The sequence below is a fragment of the Fodinibacter luteus genome, assembly GCF_039541575.1.
GTDB lineage: Bacteria > Actinomycetota > Actinomycetes > Actinomycetales > Dermatophilaceae > Fodinibacter > Fodinibacter luteus.
In genome coordinates, this window is the sequence record NZ_BAABGM010000024.1 from 96603 (window position 1) to 112801 (window position 16199).

Genomic DNA, 16199 nt, shown 5'->3' on the forward strand with positions numbered 1-16199 from the left:
GAGAGAGTTCACGGTGTGACGGACGACGCCCCGACGCAGGCCCTCCCGCCCGTCGGCGCCCCCGAGCCGCCCGTGGCGCCTCCCGTCAACGTCACCCGCCTCATCCACGAGGCCGCGGGGAAGTCGGGCCTCGTGTGGGTCCGGGTCCCCGGCGGCGGCACGCACCCCGTGTGGCACGTGTGGCACGACGACGGCGACGCGCGCGGCACCGGTCCGGCGGCCTACGTCGTCTCCGGCCCGGGCGAGCAGAGCCTGCCCTGGCTTCCCGACGAGGTCGAGCTCGTCCTGCGCAGCAAGGACACCGGGGGGCGGCTGCTCACCGTCCACGCGACGGCCCGTGAGATCACCCCCGAGGACGACGGGTGGGACGCCGCGGTGGAGGTGCTGCGCCCCGAACGGCTCAACGCCGTCGGCGACGTCGCCGAGCGCTGGCGCCGGTCGTGCACCATCCACGTCATCACGCCGCACGGCCGGCTCGTCGAGGGACCGGGGGCCTACGACGACTCCTCGGGAGCCACCCCGGTCCGCCCGGCCACGGGCACGACCGCGCGCTGGCGGCCGTGGCACTGGCACGGCCGGGCGGGCGCCCGGCGCAACTCCGACCCGCGGCGCGGTGCGCCGGGTCGAGGTGACGTGCCCCGATAGCCTGTCCGGGTGAGCACGCCGACCCGCGCCTTCGTCGGCCGCCTGACCGAGCTCAACGTCTTCGACCCCCTCGGTGACCAGGTCGGCCGGGTTCGCGACGTCGTCGTCACCTTCAGCGCCACGAGCAGCCGCCCGCGCGTCATCGGCCTCGTCGTCGAGGTGCCCGGACGTCGGCGGGTGTTCGTGCCGATGACCCGCGTCACGTCCGTCGAGGGCGGCCAGGTCATCACGACCGGCCTGGTGAACATGCGGCGCTTCGAGCAGCGCGGCAACGAGACCCTCGTCGTCGCCGAGCTCTTCGAGCGGCCGGTCACGGTGCGCACCGACGAGGGCACCGTCGTCGACGCCACCGTCGAGGACATCGGGATCGAGCAGCACGGCTCACGCGGCTGGAGCGTGGCCCGGGCCTTCGTGCGCACCGGCACGCCGCGCAGCGGCCTCGGCCGGCTCGGCCGCCGCCGGGGCGAGACCCTCCTCGTCGGCATCGAGGACGTCCGCGGGCTGCGCGACGCGCCGGGCGCCCAGAGCGCCGCCCGGCTCATCGCGGCCTACGAGGACCTCAAGCCGGCCGACCTCGCCGAGGTCATCCACGACCTCACCCCCCAGCGGCGCGCCGAGGTCGCGGCGGCCCTCGACGACGAGCGGCTCGCCGACGTCATCGAGGAGCTCCCCGAGGACGACCAGGTCGAGATCCTCGCCGGGCTCCGGGTCGACCGGGCTGCCGACGTCCTCGAGGCGATGGAGCCCGACGACGCGGCCGACCTGCTCGCCGAGCTCCCCAAGGAGCGCCAGGAGGAGCTGCTCCAGAAGATGGAGCCCGACGAGGCCGCCGACCTGCGACGCCTCCTCACCTACGACGAGAACACCGCCGGTGGGCTCATGACGACCGAGCCGGTCATCCTCGGCCCGGAGGCGTCGATCGCCGAGGCGCTGGCCGTCGTGCGCCGGCAGGAGCTCTCGACCGCGCTCGCCTGCACCGTGTTCGTCTGCCGGCCGCCGCTCGAGACGCCGACGGGCCGCTACCTCGGCATGGTCCACATCCAGCGCCTGCTCCGCGAGCCCCCGCACGCCCCCATCGGCGGCATCCTCGACAAGGACGTCGACCCCGTGCTCCCCACGGCATCCCTCGGGCAGGTCACCCGGCTGCTCGCGACCTACGACCTCGTCGGCATCCCCGTCGTCGACGAGGAGGGGCACCTGCTCGGCGCCGTCACCGTCGACGACGTGCTCGACCACATCCTTCCCGACGACTGGCGCGAGGACCGCCACGACGTCGTGAGCGCGGAGGGGGTGGGCCGTGGCTGAGCGAGAGCGCCGGCCCCGCATCGACCAGCCCCGCGAGGGAGGTCGCCGCTGGAGCACCCCGACGGTGCTGACCCAGGAGACCTTCGGCGTCGCCTCCGAGAAGTTCGCCCGGTTCATGGGCACGCCGTACTTCCTCATCGCGATGACGGTGTTCGTCGCACTGTGGCTGGTGTGGAACACCCTGGCCCCCGAGCGGCTGCGCTTCGACCCCTACGCGTTCATCTTCCTCACCCTCATGCTCAGCCTGCAGGCCTCGTACGCCGCGCCGCTCATCCTCCTCGCGCAGAACCGCCAGGCCGACCGTGACCGGGTCGCCCTCGAGCAGGACCGCTCCCGCGACGAGCGCAACCTCGCCGACACGGAGTACCTCACGCGGGAGGTCGCGGCGCTGCGGCTGGCCCTGCGCGACCAGGCGACCCGCGACTTCGTGCGGGGCGAGCTGCGCGACCTGCTCGAGGAGCTCGAGGAGCGCGGCCTCGTGCTCGTGCGCCGGGAGGACCTCGAGCGCGCCGGGGACGCCGGCGCCCCCACCGTGGACGGGACGCCCGGCACCCCGACCTAGACTGGCCCCATGCCCCAGGTCAGCCCCGACGCCCTGCACGCTGCGCTCGAGACCGTCATCGACCCCGAGATCCGCAAGCCCGTCACCGAGCTCGGCATGGTCGAGGCCGTCACCGCCGACGATGCCGGTCACGTCGCCGTCACGATCCTGCTCACCGTGGCCGCCTGCCCCCTCAAGGACACCCTGACCCGCGACACCACCGCGGCGCTCGAGCGGGTCGAGGGGGTCACCGGCGTCACCGTGACCCTCGGGGTCATGAGCGACGAGCAGCGCGCCGAGCTGCGCACGATGCTGCGCGGCGGCGTCGCCGAGCGGGAGATCCCGTTCGCCCGGGCGGGGTCGCTCACCCGCGTCTACGCCGTGGCGTCCGGCAAGGGCGGTGTCGGCAAGTCGTCGGTCACCGCCAACCTCGCGGCCTCCCTCGCCCAGCAGGGGCTGCGCGTCGGCGTCGTCGACGCCGACGTCTACGGGTTCTCCATCCCCCGCATGCTCGGCGTCGAGGGGCGCCCGACGCAGGTCGACGACATGATCCTGCCGCCGGTCAGCCACGACGTGAAGGTCATCTCGATCGGCATGTTCGTGCCGGGCAACCAGCCGGTCGTGTGGCGCGGGCCGATGCTGCACCGGGCTCTCCAGCAGTTCCTCGCCGACGTCTTCTGGGGCGACCTCGACGTCCTCCTCCTCGACCTGCCCCCGGGCACGGGCGACATCGCGATCTCGGTCGCGCAGCTCGTGCCGAGCGCGGAGATCCTCGTCGTCACCACCCCGCAGCAGGCCGCCGCCGAGGTCGCCGAACGGGCCGGGGCGATCGCCCTGCAGACCCACCAGCGGGTCGCGGGCGTCATCGAGAACATGAGCTGGCTCGAGCTGCCCGACGGGACGCGCCAGGAGGTGTTCGGCTCGGGCGGAGGTCGCGACGTCGCCGAGTCGCTGACCCGGGCCATCGGTTCCGAGGTCGCGCTCCTCGGGCAGATCCCGCTCGACCCGAGCCTGCGGATCGGTGCCGACCAGGGCACCCCCGTCGTGCTCGGCGAGCCCGACAGCGCCGCCGCCGTGGCGCTGCGCGGCATCGCCAAGGGGCTCGCGACCCGCTCGCGCGGCCTCGCGGGCCGCTCGCTCGGGCTCACCCCCGCCGGCCGCTGACCGGGCCCGGCCCGACGGGCCCGGGTCAGGTCGCGTCGATGTCGTACGGCGTCGGCCGCGTCGGGTCGTACTCCTTCGCGCTGCGCGCCCTGGAGACGTAGGTCGCAGGGACCGGACGGTCGGTGCCTGAGACACCCGCCGCCCCCGCGGCCCCCGCGACGGTGCCGGCGGCCACCCCGGCGCCCGGCGCGCCGCCCGAGCGGCGGCCCACCTCGCGCACGGAGCCGATCTCGTCGCGCACCGGCGACACGGCGTCGTCGAGCGGGTCGAGGAGGGCCTCGCGCACGATCCGGCGCGGGTCGTACTGCCGCGGGTCGTACTGGCGCCAGTTGATGTCCTCGTACTCCGGGCCGAGCTGCTCCTTGAGCTGGCCCTTGGCCCCCTCGGCCATGACCCGCGCCTTGCGGATGCCGCGCGCGAGCTTGGCCGCGTAGTCCGGCAGCCGGTCGGGCCCGAGGATGAACACGGCGATGAGCGCGAGCAGCACGATCTCCCAGCCGTTCACGCCGAACACCGCGCCACCATCCTCTCCTCGACCGGACCCGTGCGGGCCGTCAGTTCGCCGAGCCCTCGAGGACCATCGTGACATCCCGCTCGGTACCGCCGCGACGGATGGTCAGGGTCACCTTCTCGCCGACGGTGCGGGCACGGATGAGCACGACGAGCTCGCCGTCCTCGGAGACCGGTCGGCCCTCGAAGGCGATGACGACGTCACCCGCCTGCAGACCGGCCTCGGCCGCGGGGCCGTCCGGGTTGACGGCCGGCTGGCCCTGGGGCCCCTCGTCGGCGATGCGCACGCCCTCCCCCTCGTACTGGGAGTCGAGGTACACGCCGATGATCGGGTGGACGGCGCGGCCGGTCGCGATGAGCTGCTCGACGGTCGTGGCCACCTGGTCGCTCGGGATGGCGAAGCCGACGCCGATGTTGCCGCTCTGCCCGCTCAGCTCGGAGCCCGGCGCGCGCGCGATGGCGGAGTTGACCCCGATGACCCGGCCCTGCATGTCGAGCAGCGGGCCCCCCGAGTTGCCCGGGTTGATCGCCGCATCGGTCTGGATGGCGTTGATGAAGGCCTGGTCGTCGGCGGCGCCGGGGGTCACGGGCCGGTCGAGGGCGCTCACGATGCCCGACGTGACCGTGGAGTCGAGGCCGAGCGGCGCGCCGACCGCGATGACCTGGTCGCCGACGACGACGTCGGCGGACCGCCCGAGGGGGAGCGGCTCGAGGTCGGCGCGGTCGACCTTGACGACCGCGAGGTCGTACGAGGCGTCCCGACCGACGATCTCGCCGTCGACCTGCTGCCCGTTGGCGAGGACGACGGTGATCTCACCGCCCTCGGCCGCGCTCGCGACGACGTGGTTGTTCGTGACGACGTGGCCGTTGCCGTCGTAGACCCAGCCGGACCCCGTGCCGCTGCCGTCGGCCCCGTCCACGCGCAGCGTGACGACGCTCGGCGTCGCGCGCGCGGCGATGTTCGCCACCGATCCCGCAGGACGCGTCGTGGCTGCCGGGCCGGCACTCGGGGCGGGGCCAGCGGTGCCGTCCGGGGCTCCGCGGCCGGTGAGCGCCCCGCCGAGCAGCCCGCCGACCACACCGGCGACGAGTGCGACCGCGAGCGAGACGCCGAGGAGCGCACCCCACCCGGGCCCGCGGCGGGCCGGACGCTGCGCCGTCGACGTCGTGAGCGGCGGGTACGCGGGGTAGGCGGGCGCACCGAGGGTGGGCGGTGACGACACCGGCACCGGCGGCACCGGCTGCACCGGCGGCGGCGCCGGCGACGCGGACACCCACGCCGGGGCCTGGGGCACCTCCTGGGTCGGCTCAGCCCCGTGACCCACCCAGACCGGCTCCGGTCGCGGGGGTCCGTCGGCGGGCTGCTCTCCCCCGGCGGCGGCGTCGGGCCGCTCGGGCACGGCATCCGGCCGGTCCCACGGACGCCAGTCGTCGCGCCCCGGCTCGTGCTCGCTCGTCATGGGGTCGATTGTGCCTGCTGGCCCAGCCGGGTGAGGACCACGGTCTGCGACAGCCCCACCGGTGAGACGGCCGGCGTCGTGGACGTCGTGCGCGAGGGGGCGGCGGCGGGCGAGGCGACCGGGGTGGCCGTCGTGGCGAGGGCGGGCCGGGCCCCGCCGGGGGCGGGGACCACGGTGAGGCTCCACGCGGCCGCCGCCGACACGCCGGCGGCCGCCGCTGCGACGACCGTGGCCCGCAGCGGGCTGCGGTGGCAGGCCGGGGCCGAGGGCGCGAGGAGGCGCAGCGGGTCCGGATGCCGGTCGGCGGCCGGGCGGGCCGGCGCCTCGGCGGCCATCGAGCTGCCGAGGGCGAGCAGCGAGGAGCGCAGATCGCCCGGCATCGACGGGGACCCGGCGAGCGCCGCACGCAGCCGCCGCTCCTCCTCGACCGCCTGGCAGCAGACCCGGCAGGCCACGAGGTGACGGTCCCAGGCCCACTGCCGGTCCAGCGGGAGGCGGCCGGCGGCGTACTCCGTCAGCTCGTCACCGAGGCAGCGCACCCGCATGGCGTCGTTCACACGGTCCCGGCCGCGGGGCGGCGCACGAGGCGGCCACGCTGGGGCTTGGCGGGGGTCGTCGACGGCTGCGGGGCCCGGTGCGCGAGCGACTCGCGCAGCTGGGCGCGGCCGCGGTGGATGCGCGACCGCACGGTGCCGAGCTTGATGCCGAGGGTCGCCGCGACCTCCTCGTACGACAGGCCCTCGATGTCGCAGAGCACGACGGCGGCCCGGAAGTCGGGTGAGAGGGCGTCGAGGGCGCGCTGGACGTCGTCGTCGAAGTGGGCGTCGTGGTAGGTCTGCTCCGGGCCCGGGCCCCGGCTCGGGAGCCGTGCGGCGGACTCGTCGGAGAGCGCGTCGAAGCGGATCCGCTGCTTGCGACGCATCTTGTCGAGGAAGACGTTCGTCGTGATCCGGTGCAGCCAGCCCTCGAAGGTGCCCGGCTGGTAGGTGTGCAGCGAGCGGAAGACCCGGACGAAGACGTCCTGGGTGAGGTCCTCGGCGTCGTGCACGTTGCCCGTGAGGCGGTACGCCAGCCGGTAGACCCGCGCGGAGTGCTGCTCGACGACCTCCTCCCACGTCGGGGGCACCCAACCGGCAGCCGGCGGCGCCTCACCGGGCTGCGCGGCATACGTCGTCGTCATCGGTTCATCCCTCACCGGGTGGCTCGTGTCACCCATCGGTACGCGTCTGGGTCCTGAATTGTTCCCGGTCTCCCTGAACGAACGCTGGGAACGTCACGGCGGGCCATCGGCGCGACCCGCCCGGCCCCGGGCCCTAGGGTTGGCGCATGAGCACCCTCAAGCCGGCCAGCTGGACCTACGCCGAGGAGTTCGTGCCGGAGCCCGAGGTCGTCGAGGCGGCCCGGCGGCGCGGGCTCGAGCTCGGGGACGCCACCCCGGTGGGGACCGGCGCCGGGGCGGTGCTGCGCTTCGTCGCCGCCGCCGTGCAGGCCCGGCACGTCGTCGAGATCGGCACCGGGGCAGGCACGTCGGGTCTGTGGCTGCTCGCCGGCATGCCCGACGACGGTGTCCTCACGACGATCGACTCCTCGGCCGAGCACCAGCGCGCGGCGCGCGAGGCCTACTCGGCCGCCGGCTACGCGCACCAGCGCACCCGGGTCATCACCGGTGCCGCGGGCGACGTGCTGCCGCGGATGGCCGACGGGGCCTACGACCTCGTGCTCGTCGACGCCGACAAGACCGGCTACCCGACGTACGTCGAGCACGCCGTGCGGCTGCTGCGCCCCGGCGGTGTGCTCGTCATGGACAACATGCTCTGGCACGACCAGGTCGCCGACCCGGCAGCGCGCGACGCGACGACGAGCACGCTGCGCGACCTCGGCAAGACGCTGCGTGACGACGAGTCGCTCCTCACCGCCCTGCTGCCGGTCAGCGACGGGCTCCTCGTCGCGGTGCGGCGCTGACCCTCAGCTGACGTCCGGGCCGGCGCCGCGCCGGAACCCGGCCGGCCCCTCGGCGATGGCGACGACCTCCCACTCCTCGACGCGCACGGGGGGCGAGCCGATGATCGCGCTGCCCGGCGCCTGGGCGGCACCCGGCTCGAAGCCCTCACGAAAGAGCGTGCGGTCCTGTTCGCTGTCGAAGACGTAGGTGCCCTCGAACCACTCCCCCGCGCGCATCCGCCACACCTTGAAGGCGAGCCCGTCGAGGAATATGAACCGCGCGATCGACGTCCCGACGACGTACTCGCGCAGCCGGTCCGCGGCATCGGCCGGAGCGTTCTCCAGCGACCAGCGCACCGTCAGCCCGTACCCGGCGTTCATCCCATCTCCTCCAGCCACCGCAGCAGCAGTCGTGTCCCGAACCCGGTCGCCCCCTTGGCGGAGGTCCCGGCGTCGACGTCCGAACGTCCGGTGCCCGCGACGTCGAGGTGCGCCCAACGGCGCTCCCCCACGAACTCGCGGAGGAACAGGGCCGCGGTGGCGGCCCCTGCACCCACCCCGTCGGCGATGTGGGTGAGGTCGGCGACGTCGGAGTCGAGGGCTCGACGGTAGGTGTCGGCGAGGGGCATCGGCCACAGCGTCTCACCAGTCGTCGCGCCCGCGGCGACGAGGGCGTCCGAGAGGGCCGGGTCGGTGGCGAAGACGGGTGCGACCGCGCGGCCGAGGGCCACCCGGGCCGCTCCGGTCAGGGTCGCGACGTCGACGAGCCAGGCCGGGTCGAGGTGGGCATCCGCCCACGCGAGGGCGTCGGCCAGCACGATGCGACCCTCCGCATCGGTGTTGCGGATCTCCACCGTGCGCCCTCCGTAGTGGGTCACGACGTCGCCCGGTCGGTAGGAGGCCCCGCCGACGGCGTTCTCGGCGAGCGCGAGCAGCCCGGTGACGCGCACGGACACCTCGAGCTCGCGGCAGGCGCTGAGCACGGCGAGCACGACGGCGGCGCCTGACATGTCGGTCTTCATCCCGACCATGCCGTCGACCGGTTTGACCTGCAGGCCGCCGGTGTCGAACGTGATGCCCTTCCCGACGAGCACGACGCGAGGCGTCCGGTCCCCCGCCCCGGTGGGCACGTGGTCGAGTCGCACGAGGCGCGGGGGTGTCGCCGAGCCGCGGCCGACGGCGAGGAGCCCGCCGAAGCCGTCCCTGGCGAGCCGCCGCTCGTCCCAGACGTCGACGGCCAGGCCGGTGCGACGGGCCACGGTCCGGGCCTGCCGGGCCAGCCAGGCCGGGTTCTTCGTGTTCGACGGCGTCATCGCGAGGCCCCGGGCGAGCAGCTGCGCACGGGCTCGCGCGACCGCACGGCGGACCGCGGCGGCGTCGGTCGTGCCCGTGACGACCGCCTCGCCCGCGGGGTGCGTGACGACAGTGGCCCCCTCGCTCGTCCAGCGCGGCGAACCCCACGAGGCGAGCACGGCCGCCTCGACGTAGGCCGTGAGCGCCTCGGGTGTGGCCGACCCGCCGACCGCGTGGACGACACGGCGACGACCCCGGGTCGCGCGGCCCACCGCCGCCGCTGCCGTCCGCCACTGCCCCTCGGTGCCGTCGGCCACGCCGACGAGCACGACCCGGCGCACGGCGAACCGGCCCGGGGCCAGCGGGACGGTCGTGAGGGCGCCGGCCGTCGTCCCCGGCTCGTGCGTGGCGAGGACCTCCTCGGCGTCGAGTCCGAGGGCGTCGAGGGTGGCGCGGGCTGCGGCGTCGCCGGGCCCGGCCGGGTCGCCGACGACGGCCACCACCGCGGCCCCGTCGGCGGCGTCACCGGCCTGCGGTGCGAAGAGCGCCGCGTCGAGGTCGGCGCAGACGCTCCAGGCCGAGGTGCTGGGGGTGAGGATGACGTCGTCGCGCGGCACCCGCCCGACCCTACCGACCGCACCTCGCGCCTCGGCGCCCGGGAACACGACGGGGCCCCCACCGGTGTCGGTGGGGGCCCCGTCGTGGAGGCTCAGGAGGAGGTCACTTCAGGCCTTCGCAGTTGTCGATCGCGGCGCCGAGAGCGCGCACCTCGTCGGGAGTCATCTCGACGACGAGCCGGCCCCCGCCCTCGAGGGGCATGCGCAGCACGATGCCGCGGCCTTCCTTGGTGACCTCGAGCGGGCCGTCGCCCGTCCTCGGCTTCATTGCCGCCATGGCTGAAATCCCTTCCTCGCCGCGGCTGCGGAGTGCGCGCCGCGTGGTGTCCGACGCCGGGGCGTCGGCAATGGTGGTCCATTATCCCGTAGCCGTGCGACGGAACGAAATCCACCCCCCGCCCCGGCGCGGCCCTCACGGGGGGAACGAGCCCCACGGGGTGTAGACGAGCAGCGCACACGTCCACCAGAGCAGCCCGGCGACGACGACGACGAGCACGACCGCGACCCGTCGCCTCCAGTGGGGGACGACGCCCTGTCCGTTCGCGGTGCGCATCGCCACCGACGTGACGAGCGCGGCGAGCGGGAAGTCGAGGAGGAGGAAGCGCCACATGCTCGTGATGGGGCGGACGACGGCGAAGAGGTAGAGCGGGTAGGCCAGGGCCCACGCCCGCGCCTCGATGCAGATCCACCGGCCGTGGCGCCCGAGCACGAGCGCGACGTAGGTCGCGACGAGGGCGACGAGCACGACGACGCCGGCCGCACCCTTGCCGTGCCAGGCCCACTCGAGCCACAGGACGAACGGCCCCTCGCCCGGGCGCTGTCCCCACGCCGCCTGCACGTCGAAGAACGCCGTCGGCACCCCGGTGGCGAGTCCCGCGACGACCGGCCAGGCGATGCCGCTCACGGCGAGGCCGGCGAGCATGACGAAGGCGCTGAGCCGCTGCCCGTGGAGGGGGCGGATGCCGGCGGCCCGGTCCTCGCGCCACCGGACCGCGAGGTGGATGAGGGCGGCGGCGCCGAGCGCCGGGGCGACGCCCCGGGTGAAGCCGAGCGGCACCGAGACGAGCGCGACGAGGACGTAGTGGCGCCGCACGAGCAGGAGCAGCGCCCCGACGACGAGGACGGTGGCGAGGGCCTCGGTGTAGGGCTTGAGCATGACCGCGGTCGTCGGGTAGAAGCACCACAGGCACGCCGCGACGAGGGCGAGCCGCTCGCGCTGCGGCTGCCGGTCGGCGTGCACGCCGGAGCGCAGGAGCATCCAGATGAGCACCGCGGCCACCCCGCCGAGGACGACGTTGAGCAGCCCGCCGGCCGCCGTGAACGGCAGGCCGGTCACCATGACGGCCTTCACGAGGTACGGGTAGAGCGGGTAGAAGGCCCACGCGCTGTAGGTCACGGCACCGCTGTCGGCGTCGACGGGCAGGGGCACGGGGTAGCCGTCGCGGACGACCCGCTCGTACCAGACGCCGTCCCACAGCCCGAACATGTCACCGAGCCCCGGGGAGGCGTGCCCGACGCCCGCCGGGTTCTGGAACCACGTGGCGGCCACCCACAGGGCGACGAGCGAGACGACCCGCGAGACGAGGTAGACGACGACGATCGTGCGGAGCGGGTGCGCGAGCGCCCGGGCCCCGAGGGCGTGCCGGCCGGCGGACGTGAAGGGGCTCGGGCGCTCGGGCGCCGCGGGCGCCGAGGTGTCAGCGAGCGTCATCGGTCAGGCTCCGGACGTCCCAGACGTGCACCCCGCCGGTGCCCACCGGCGCCCCGAACACCCCCGTGAGCGACGCGAGCAGCGCGGGGGCCGCCGGGTGCGAGTCGGGGAGCACGATGGCGTCGACCCGACCCGCGTCGAGGTCGCGACCGAACTGCCGCCGCTGGGCCTCGTCCGCGGTGGCGACGGCCCCCGACTCGACGACCTCGGCCATCCACTGGGTCAGCGCGGTCGGGGTCGCGCCGTACTGGCCCCGTCGCTCTGCCGTCGTGCCGGGCCCGACGAAGTAGCCCGCGACGAGCGGGAAGCCCCACCTGGCCTGCGCCTGCCACTCGAGCGCCCGCGCGTCGCCGACCCAGGGCGCGGGTGCGGCGAGGACCGACCCCCCGTCGTCGACCCACTCGCGCCACGACCCGTCGCTGAAGAACGTCGGCACCGCCGCGCGCGGCTCGACGACGAGGGGCGTGGGGACGACCGGCAGGAGCACGAGGGCGGCGGCCAGGGCGGCGACGCCGAGACCCGCCGCCTCGTGCGCGGCATACTGGCCGGCGGCGCGGCGCACCTCCTCGAGCCCGAGCGCGAGGAGCGCACCGAGTGCGGGCACCGCGACGAGGGCCAGGCGCGTCGGGAGGACGTTCTCGACGACCGGCAGCTGCTCGAGCAGGGCCCACGGACCCGGTATGCCGGTGGCGCGGCCGTGCAGCACGACCTCCTCCCCGAGGGACAGCCACAGCGAGACGACGACGACGACGCCGAGGGCGCGGACGAGGGGTCGCCGCCAGAGGACGACGACGACGGACAGGGCGGCGACGAGGAGCGGGACGCCGAAGAAGGAGTTCTCCTCGGTGCGGTTCATCGACAGGGCCGCGGCCTGCCACGGGTCGGCTCCGAGGCTGCGGGTCGCCCGCCCCCAGAGCTGGGCGAGGTCGTTGCCCGCCGGCGGGTGCCAGAGCGCGGTGTAGCTCTGCGGCCCGGCGAACTGCCACCACAGGGGGACGGCCACGACGGCCAGGCAGACGCCGGCCCCCGTGGCCACGCCGCGGGCGAGCGCCCGCGGGTCTCCCAGGCCATGGGCGAGCAGCACCGCACCCCCGAGGCCCACCCCGATGGCCGTGAGGAGGAGCACCTCCTCGCCGATGAACACCTGCCAGGCGGCGAGCAGGCCGAGGGCGACACCGTCGCGCACCGGGCGGCGGCCCTCGGCGATCCGCACGACCCGGTCGACCATCACGGGCACGAGCGCCTGCGCGACGAAGTTGGGGTGCCCGTTCGCGTGCGCGACCATCCCGGGGGCGAAGCCGGCGAGACCGGCGCCGAGGGCGGCGAGCAGCGGGTGCACGGCCAGGCGTCGGCGGAACAGCCAGAACCAGGCCGACGCCGTGAGGGCGAGGCCGAGCAGCTCGACGACGAGGAAGGTCGCCGAGGGGCCCGCCATCAGGGTGAGCGGGGCGAGCGGCACCCCGAGACCGAGCATCGAGGCGTTCGCCATGAGGTTGACGCCGGCCGGGAAGTTCTGGAGGTCGCTGAAGAGCGGGTTGGCGAGGGTCACGAGGTTGTGCGCGGTCGCCCCGAAGTACCACTCGAAGGCCTGCTGGTCCTGGACCCCCTGGGAGAGGTAGCCGGTGCGCAGGTCAGCGATGAGCCCGGAGAGCAGCCAGGTGGCGAGGAGGAGGTAGGTGGCCGGTGCGAGGAGGTCGGACCGGCGCAGCGGCACGGGTCGTCCGGCAGCCCGAACCTCCTCGTGGAGGGCTGCCGGACCCGGTCGGGGGGGCGGTGGCTCCTCCGCGGGGGGTGGGCCGACCGGGGCGGCCCCTGCAGCGGGGGCGCCCCGGGGGTCGCCGCGCCGCCGGGCGATGTCGCGGTCGTGCTCGGCGAGCCGGGCCTCGAGGACGTCGACGACCGTGTCGACCTGGTCCATCCGGTAGCCGCGGAGCTGGCTCGCGAACCCGTCGCCGGGACGCGGCACGCCCCCGGGCTCCGGGTCCTCCCAGAAGCCCCCGACCGGGCGGGGCCGGGCGAGCAGCCACGCCACGGCGACGAGCACGCCCCCGGCCAGCACCGCGAGCGCCACGGCCCAGGTCACGGCGCCGCCCCGTCGGGCGCCGGGGCAGGGCCCCGGGCGGCCGCAGCCGCGCGGGCGAGCAGTCCGTCGACGAGCCCGGTGAACAGGATGACCCCGAGCCGGTCGCCGACCGGGCGGGTGAGGCGGCGCAGGCCGGGGAGCCACAGCTCCTCGGTCCACGTGACGCGGGACCCCCCGCTCGCGTCGGCGTCGGCGTCGAGGGTGATGTCGGCCCAGCCGCGCAGCAGGCGGCCGGTCTTGACGAGCCGCAGCCGGTGGCCCGGCTCGAGCGCGGTGACGAGCATGCGGTCGGCCACGGCGAGCGGCCCGAGCCGGGTCCACGCCACGACCTCGCTGCCGAGGACGAGGCCGGCCGCGGGGACCTCGACGTCGGTGAGCGGGACGTGCCGCGTGTGCTCGGCGAGGTCGCTCAGCGCCGCCCAGACGACGTCCGGCGCGAGGGCGGTGCGTCGGCTCACGGTGAAGGCCATGGCGTCAGCCGCCCCGGGGGTCGTAGGGATCCGCCGGGTCGGCGGGTCGGCGTCCGTCGCCGGCAGGCGGGTGGCCCGGGTCGTCGGCGACACCGACCGGATGCCGGCCGCCCGCGTCCCCGCACAGCGTGGCGAGCGCCCGCTCGCGCTCGGCGAGCTCCTCGCGCAGCTCCTCGAGGCGGGCGTCGACGTCCGCCATCCGGTAGCCGCGCAGCGCGGTGTCGAAGCGCACGGCATCCACGTCGGCCGCCGCGGGCACCTCGGGCAGGCCCGTGTCGGGTGTCGAGCGCACCGGCTCGACGAGCGGGTCGGCGGGCAGCCGCCCGCTCGCGACGCCGAGCACGGCAGCGACGAGCGCGACGGCGGCGAGCACGAGGACGACGTCGGGGACCACGCCGCCGATCCTACGGCGGCGTGCCGTGGGCCTACTCGGGGTACGTCGCACCCTCGGGCTGGTCAGGGGTGGGCCCGGCCGAGGTGTCGGCCGCGACGATGGCGGCCACCGCCTCGTCGACGTCGTCGGTGAGGGTGAGCAGGTCGAGGTCGCGGGTGCTGATCGTGCCCGCCGCGGCCGCCGTGCCGCGCAGCCAGTCGAGCAGACCGCTCCAGTACCCCGACCCGAGCAGGACGATGGGAAAGCTCGTCACCTTCTCGGTCTGCACGAGGGTCACGGCCTCGAAGAGCTCGTCGAGCGTGCCGAACCCCCCGGGCAGGACGATGAACCCCTGCGCGTACTTGACGAACATCGTCTTGCGGGCGAAGAAGTAGCGGAAGTTGACGCCGAGGTCGACGAACTCGTTGAGCCCGGCCTCGAACGGCAGCTCGATGCCGAGACCGACCGAGGTCCCCCCGGCCTCGAGCGCCCCGCGGTTGGCGGCCTCCATGGCACCCGGTCCCCCACCGGTGATGACCGCGTACCCCGCCTCGCACAGGGCGGTGCCCACCCGGCGGGCCAGCTCGTAGAGGGGGTCGCTCGGGTGCGTGCGCGCCGAGCCGAAGACGCTGACCGCGGGGCCGACCTCGGCGAGCGCGCCGAACCCGGTGACGAACTCGGACTGGATCCGCATGACCCGCCACGGGTCGGTGTGCAGCCAGTCCGCGGACCCGCGGCTGTCGAGCAGGCGCTGGTCGGTCGTCGACCGTGGCACCCGGGAGCGCCGCATGACGACCGGTCCCTGGTGGTAGTCGCGGTCGGCGACCCACGAGGGAGTCGGGGTGGGGTCGAGGGGGTCCACGGCGTCACTGTATGCCGGACACCCCACCCCACCGTCGCGCTGAGTGCGGACGTGGTTGCCGGGGCGACCACGTCCGCCCCGCGGCGAGGGAGTACAGCGAGGGTCGGTCGCTCAGGCCAGCCACCGGAGCAGGGCCGCCTCGCAGCGGGCGTACTGCTCGACGGGGCACTGCTCGTCGTCCATGTGGGCGAGGTTCGGGTCGCCGGGGCCGAAGTTGACCGCGGGCACCCCGATCGCGGAGAAGCGGGCGACGTCGGTCCAGCCCTGCTTCGCCTCGACGGGCAGTCCGAGGGCGTCGACGAAGGCCCGGGCCGCCGGCAGGTGCAGGCCCGGGCGGGCTCCCCCGGCGTTGTCGACGACGTCGACGTCGAAGCCCGTGAACACCTCCCGCACGTGGGCCTCCGCCTCCGCCTCGGACCGCGAGGGGGCGTACCGGTAGTTGACCGTGACCGTGCACCGGTCGGGGACGACGTTGGTCGCGGTGCCGCCGGAGATGAGCACGGCGCCCAGTGCCTCGCGGAACTCGAGCCCGTCGACGACGACCGTCGCCGGCTCGTAGGAGGTCAGGCGGGCCAGGACCTCGCCGGCATCGTGGATCGCGTTGTGGCCCTTCCAGGGCCGCGCCGAGTGGGCGGCGACTCCCGTGGTCGAGACCTCCGCCCGCAGGGTGCCCTTGCAGCCGCCCTCGACGCGCCCGTCGGTCGGCTCGAGGAGGACGGCGAAGTCGGCGTCGGTGAGCAGCTCGGGGCGCTGCTGCTCGACGTGCAGGAGGCCGTTGAACCGCGAGTCGATCTCCTCGGCCTCGTAGAGGACGAGGGTGACGTCACGGCTCGGCGCTCGCACCTCGTGGGCGACCCGGAGCACGACGGCGACGCCGCCCTTCATGTCGACGGTGCCCCGGCCCCACAGCACCTCGCCGCCCGGTGCCTCGACCCGGCGGGTGGGCAGGTTCGCGGGGTCGCTCGTGAGGGGCACGGTGTCGAGGTGGCCCGCGAGCACGACCCGCTCCGCGCGACCGAGCGAGGTGCGGGCGACGACCGTGTTGCCGAGCCGGGTCACGTCGAGGTGCGGCAGGTCACGCAGGGCCGCCTCGACGGCATCCGTGAGGGCCGCCTCCCCGAGGCTCACCGACTCGATGTCGCACACCGCGGCGGTGAGCGTGGTGACGTCGGCGGTGAGGTCGAGCACGGTGGCGGTGGACGGCATGCGGCCAGCGTATCGACC

The 16199-nt window shown here is 75.2% G+C and carries 18 protein-coding genes; 5 read left to right on the forward strand and 13 right to left on the reverse strand.

The features are described from left to right. Positions 1 to 15: 15 nt before the first annotated feature. Genes ABD899_RS16630 through ABD899_RS16645 form a run of 4 tightly spaced genes read left to right on the forward strand, consistent with a single transcriptional unit; the run spans position 16 to position 3655 of the window. Positions 16 to 645, forward strand: a complete 630-nt coding sequence (locus tag ABD899_RS16630) for a hypothetical protein (protein WP_345208043.1) — start codon at positions 16 to 18, stop codon at positions 643 to 645. Positions 646 to 654: 9 nt separating this feature from the next. Next, positions 655 to 1950: a magnesium transporter MgtE N-terminal domain-containing protein gene (locus ABD899_RS16635; protein WP_345208045.1), complete on the forward strand. Its 1296-nt coding sequence runs from the start codon at positions 655 to 657 to the stop codon at positions 1948 to 1950. Further along, positions 1943 to 2512 (forward strand): DUF1003 domain-containing protein, encoded by a 570-nt coding sequence (locus tag ABD899_RS16640; protein WP_425474987.1) that lies wholly within the window; start codon positions 1943 to 1945, stop codon positions 2510 to 2512. Before ABD899_RS16635 ends, ABD899_RS16640 begins: the two co-directional genes overlap by 8 nt. 9 nt (positions 2513 to 2521) lie before the next feature. Further along, positions 2522 to 3655 (forward strand): Mrp/NBP35 family ATP-binding protein, encoded by a 1134-nt coding sequence (locus ABD899_RS16645; protein WP_345208047.1) that lies wholly within the window; start codon positions 2522 to 2524, stop codon positions 3653 to 3655. Positions 3656 to 3680: 25 nt separating this feature from the next. On the opposite strand, the gene ABD899_RS16650 is transcribed toward ABD899_RS16645, so the two are convergent. The 4 genes from ABD899_RS16650 to sigE are packed head-to-tail and all read right to left on the reverse strand — an operon-like array spanning position 3681 to position 6805. Beyond that, positions 3681 to 4169 carry a twin-arginine translocase TatA/TatE family subunit gene (locus tag ABD899_RS16650; RefSeq protein ID WP_345208049.1) on the reverse strand — a complete coding sequence of 163 codons (489 nt, stop codon included), beginning with the start codon at positions 4167 to 4169 and terminating at the stop codon, positions 3681 to 3683. A 40-nt stretch (positions 4170 to 4209) separates the two neighbouring features. Next, a complete protein-coding gene (locus ABD899_RS16655; protein ID WP_345208051.1) occupies positions 4210 to 5625 on the reverse strand; it encodes a trypsin-like peptidase domain-containing protein in 1416 nt (471 codons plus the stop codon). Continuing rightward, positions 5622 to 6182: an anti-sigma factor gene (locus ABD899_RS16660; protein WP_345208053.1), complete on the reverse strand. Its 561-nt coding sequence runs from the start codon at positions 6180 to 6182 to the stop codon at positions 5622 to 5624. Before ABD899_RS16660 ends, ABD899_RS16655 begins: the two co-directional genes overlap by 4 nt. Beyond that, entirely contained in the window at positions 6179 to 6805 is a 627-nt protein-coding gene (gene sigE, locus ABD899_RS16665; protein ID WP_345208055.1) for an RNA polymerase sigma factor SigE, read from the reverse strand. The genes ABD899_RS16660 and sigE overlap by 4 nt, the downstream gene beginning before the upstream one ends. Before the next feature lie 146 nt (positions 6806 to 6951). Between sigE and ABD899_RS16670 the strand changes: the two genes are divergently transcribed. Further along, positions 6952 to 7587, forward strand: a complete 636-nt coding sequence (locus ABD899_RS16670; protein WP_345208057.1) for an O-methyltransferase — start codon at positions 6952 to 6954, stop codon at positions 7585 to 7587. 3 nt (positions 7588 to 7590) lie between these two features. On the opposite strand, the gene ABD899_RS16675 is transcribed toward ABD899_RS16670, so the two are convergent. The 9 genes from ABD899_RS16675 to dapE form a co-directional block, all read right to left on the reverse strand. Further along, the gene (locus tag ABD899_RS16675) at positions 7591 to 7947 is read right to left on the reverse strand and encodes a hypothetical protein (RefSeq protein ID WP_345208059.1); all 357 of its coding nucleotides are present in this window, start codon (positions 7945 to 7947) and stop codon (positions 7591 to 7593) included. Continuing rightward, a complete protein-coding gene (locus ABD899_RS16680) occupies positions 7944 to 9476 on the reverse strand; it encodes a leucyl aminopeptidase family protein (RefSeq protein ID WP_345208061.1) in 1533 nt (510 codons plus the stop codon). Before ABD899_RS16680 ends, ABD899_RS16675 begins: the two co-directional genes overlap by 4 nt. 103 nt (positions 9477 to 9579) lie before the next feature. Continuing rightward, entirely contained in the window at positions 9580 to 9753 is a 174-nt protein-coding gene (locus ABD899_RS16685) for a DUF3117 domain-containing protein (protein WP_345208063.1), read from the reverse strand. Positions 9754 to 9888: 135 nt separating this feature from the next. After that, entirely contained in the window at positions 9889 to 11187 is a 1299-nt protein-coding gene (locus ABD899_RS16690) for a hypothetical protein (protein ID WP_345208065.1), read from the reverse strand. Beyond that, positions 11174 to 13270: a glycosyl transferase gene (locus tag ABD899_RS16695; protein ID WP_345208067.1), complete on the reverse strand. Its 2097-nt coding sequence runs from the start codon at positions 13268 to 13270 to the stop codon at positions 11174 to 11176. The genes ABD899_RS16690 and ABD899_RS16695 overlap by 14 nt, the downstream gene beginning before the upstream one ends. Next, entirely contained in the window at positions 13267 to 13740 is a 474-nt protein-coding gene (locus ABD899_RS16700) for an SRPBCC family protein (RefSeq protein WP_345208069.1), read from the reverse strand. Before ABD899_RS16700 ends, ABD899_RS16695 begins: the two co-directional genes overlap by 4 nt. A 4-nt stretch (positions 13741 to 13744) precedes the next feature. Then, positions 13745 to 14134, reverse strand: a complete 390-nt coding sequence (locus ABD899_RS16705) for a DivIVA domain-containing protein (protein WP_345208071.1) — start codon at positions 14132 to 14134, stop codon at positions 13745 to 13747. A gap of 31 nt (positions 14135 to 14165) precedes the next feature. Continuing rightward, the gene (locus ABD899_RS16710; RefSeq protein WP_345208180.1) at positions 14166 to 14903 is read right to left on the reverse strand and encodes an LOG family protein; all 738 of its coding nucleotides are present in this window, start codon (positions 14901 to 14903) and stop codon (positions 14166 to 14168) included. Positions 14904 to 15086: 183 nt separating this feature from the next. After that, on the reverse strand, positions 15087 to 16181 hold the full coding sequence (gene dapE / locus ABD899_RS16715; RefSeq protein ID WP_345208073.1) for a succinyl-diaminopimelate desuccinylase: 1095 nt from the start codon (positions 16179 to 16181) through the stop codon (positions 15087 to 15089). Positions 16182 to 16199 lie beyond the last annotated feature (18 nt).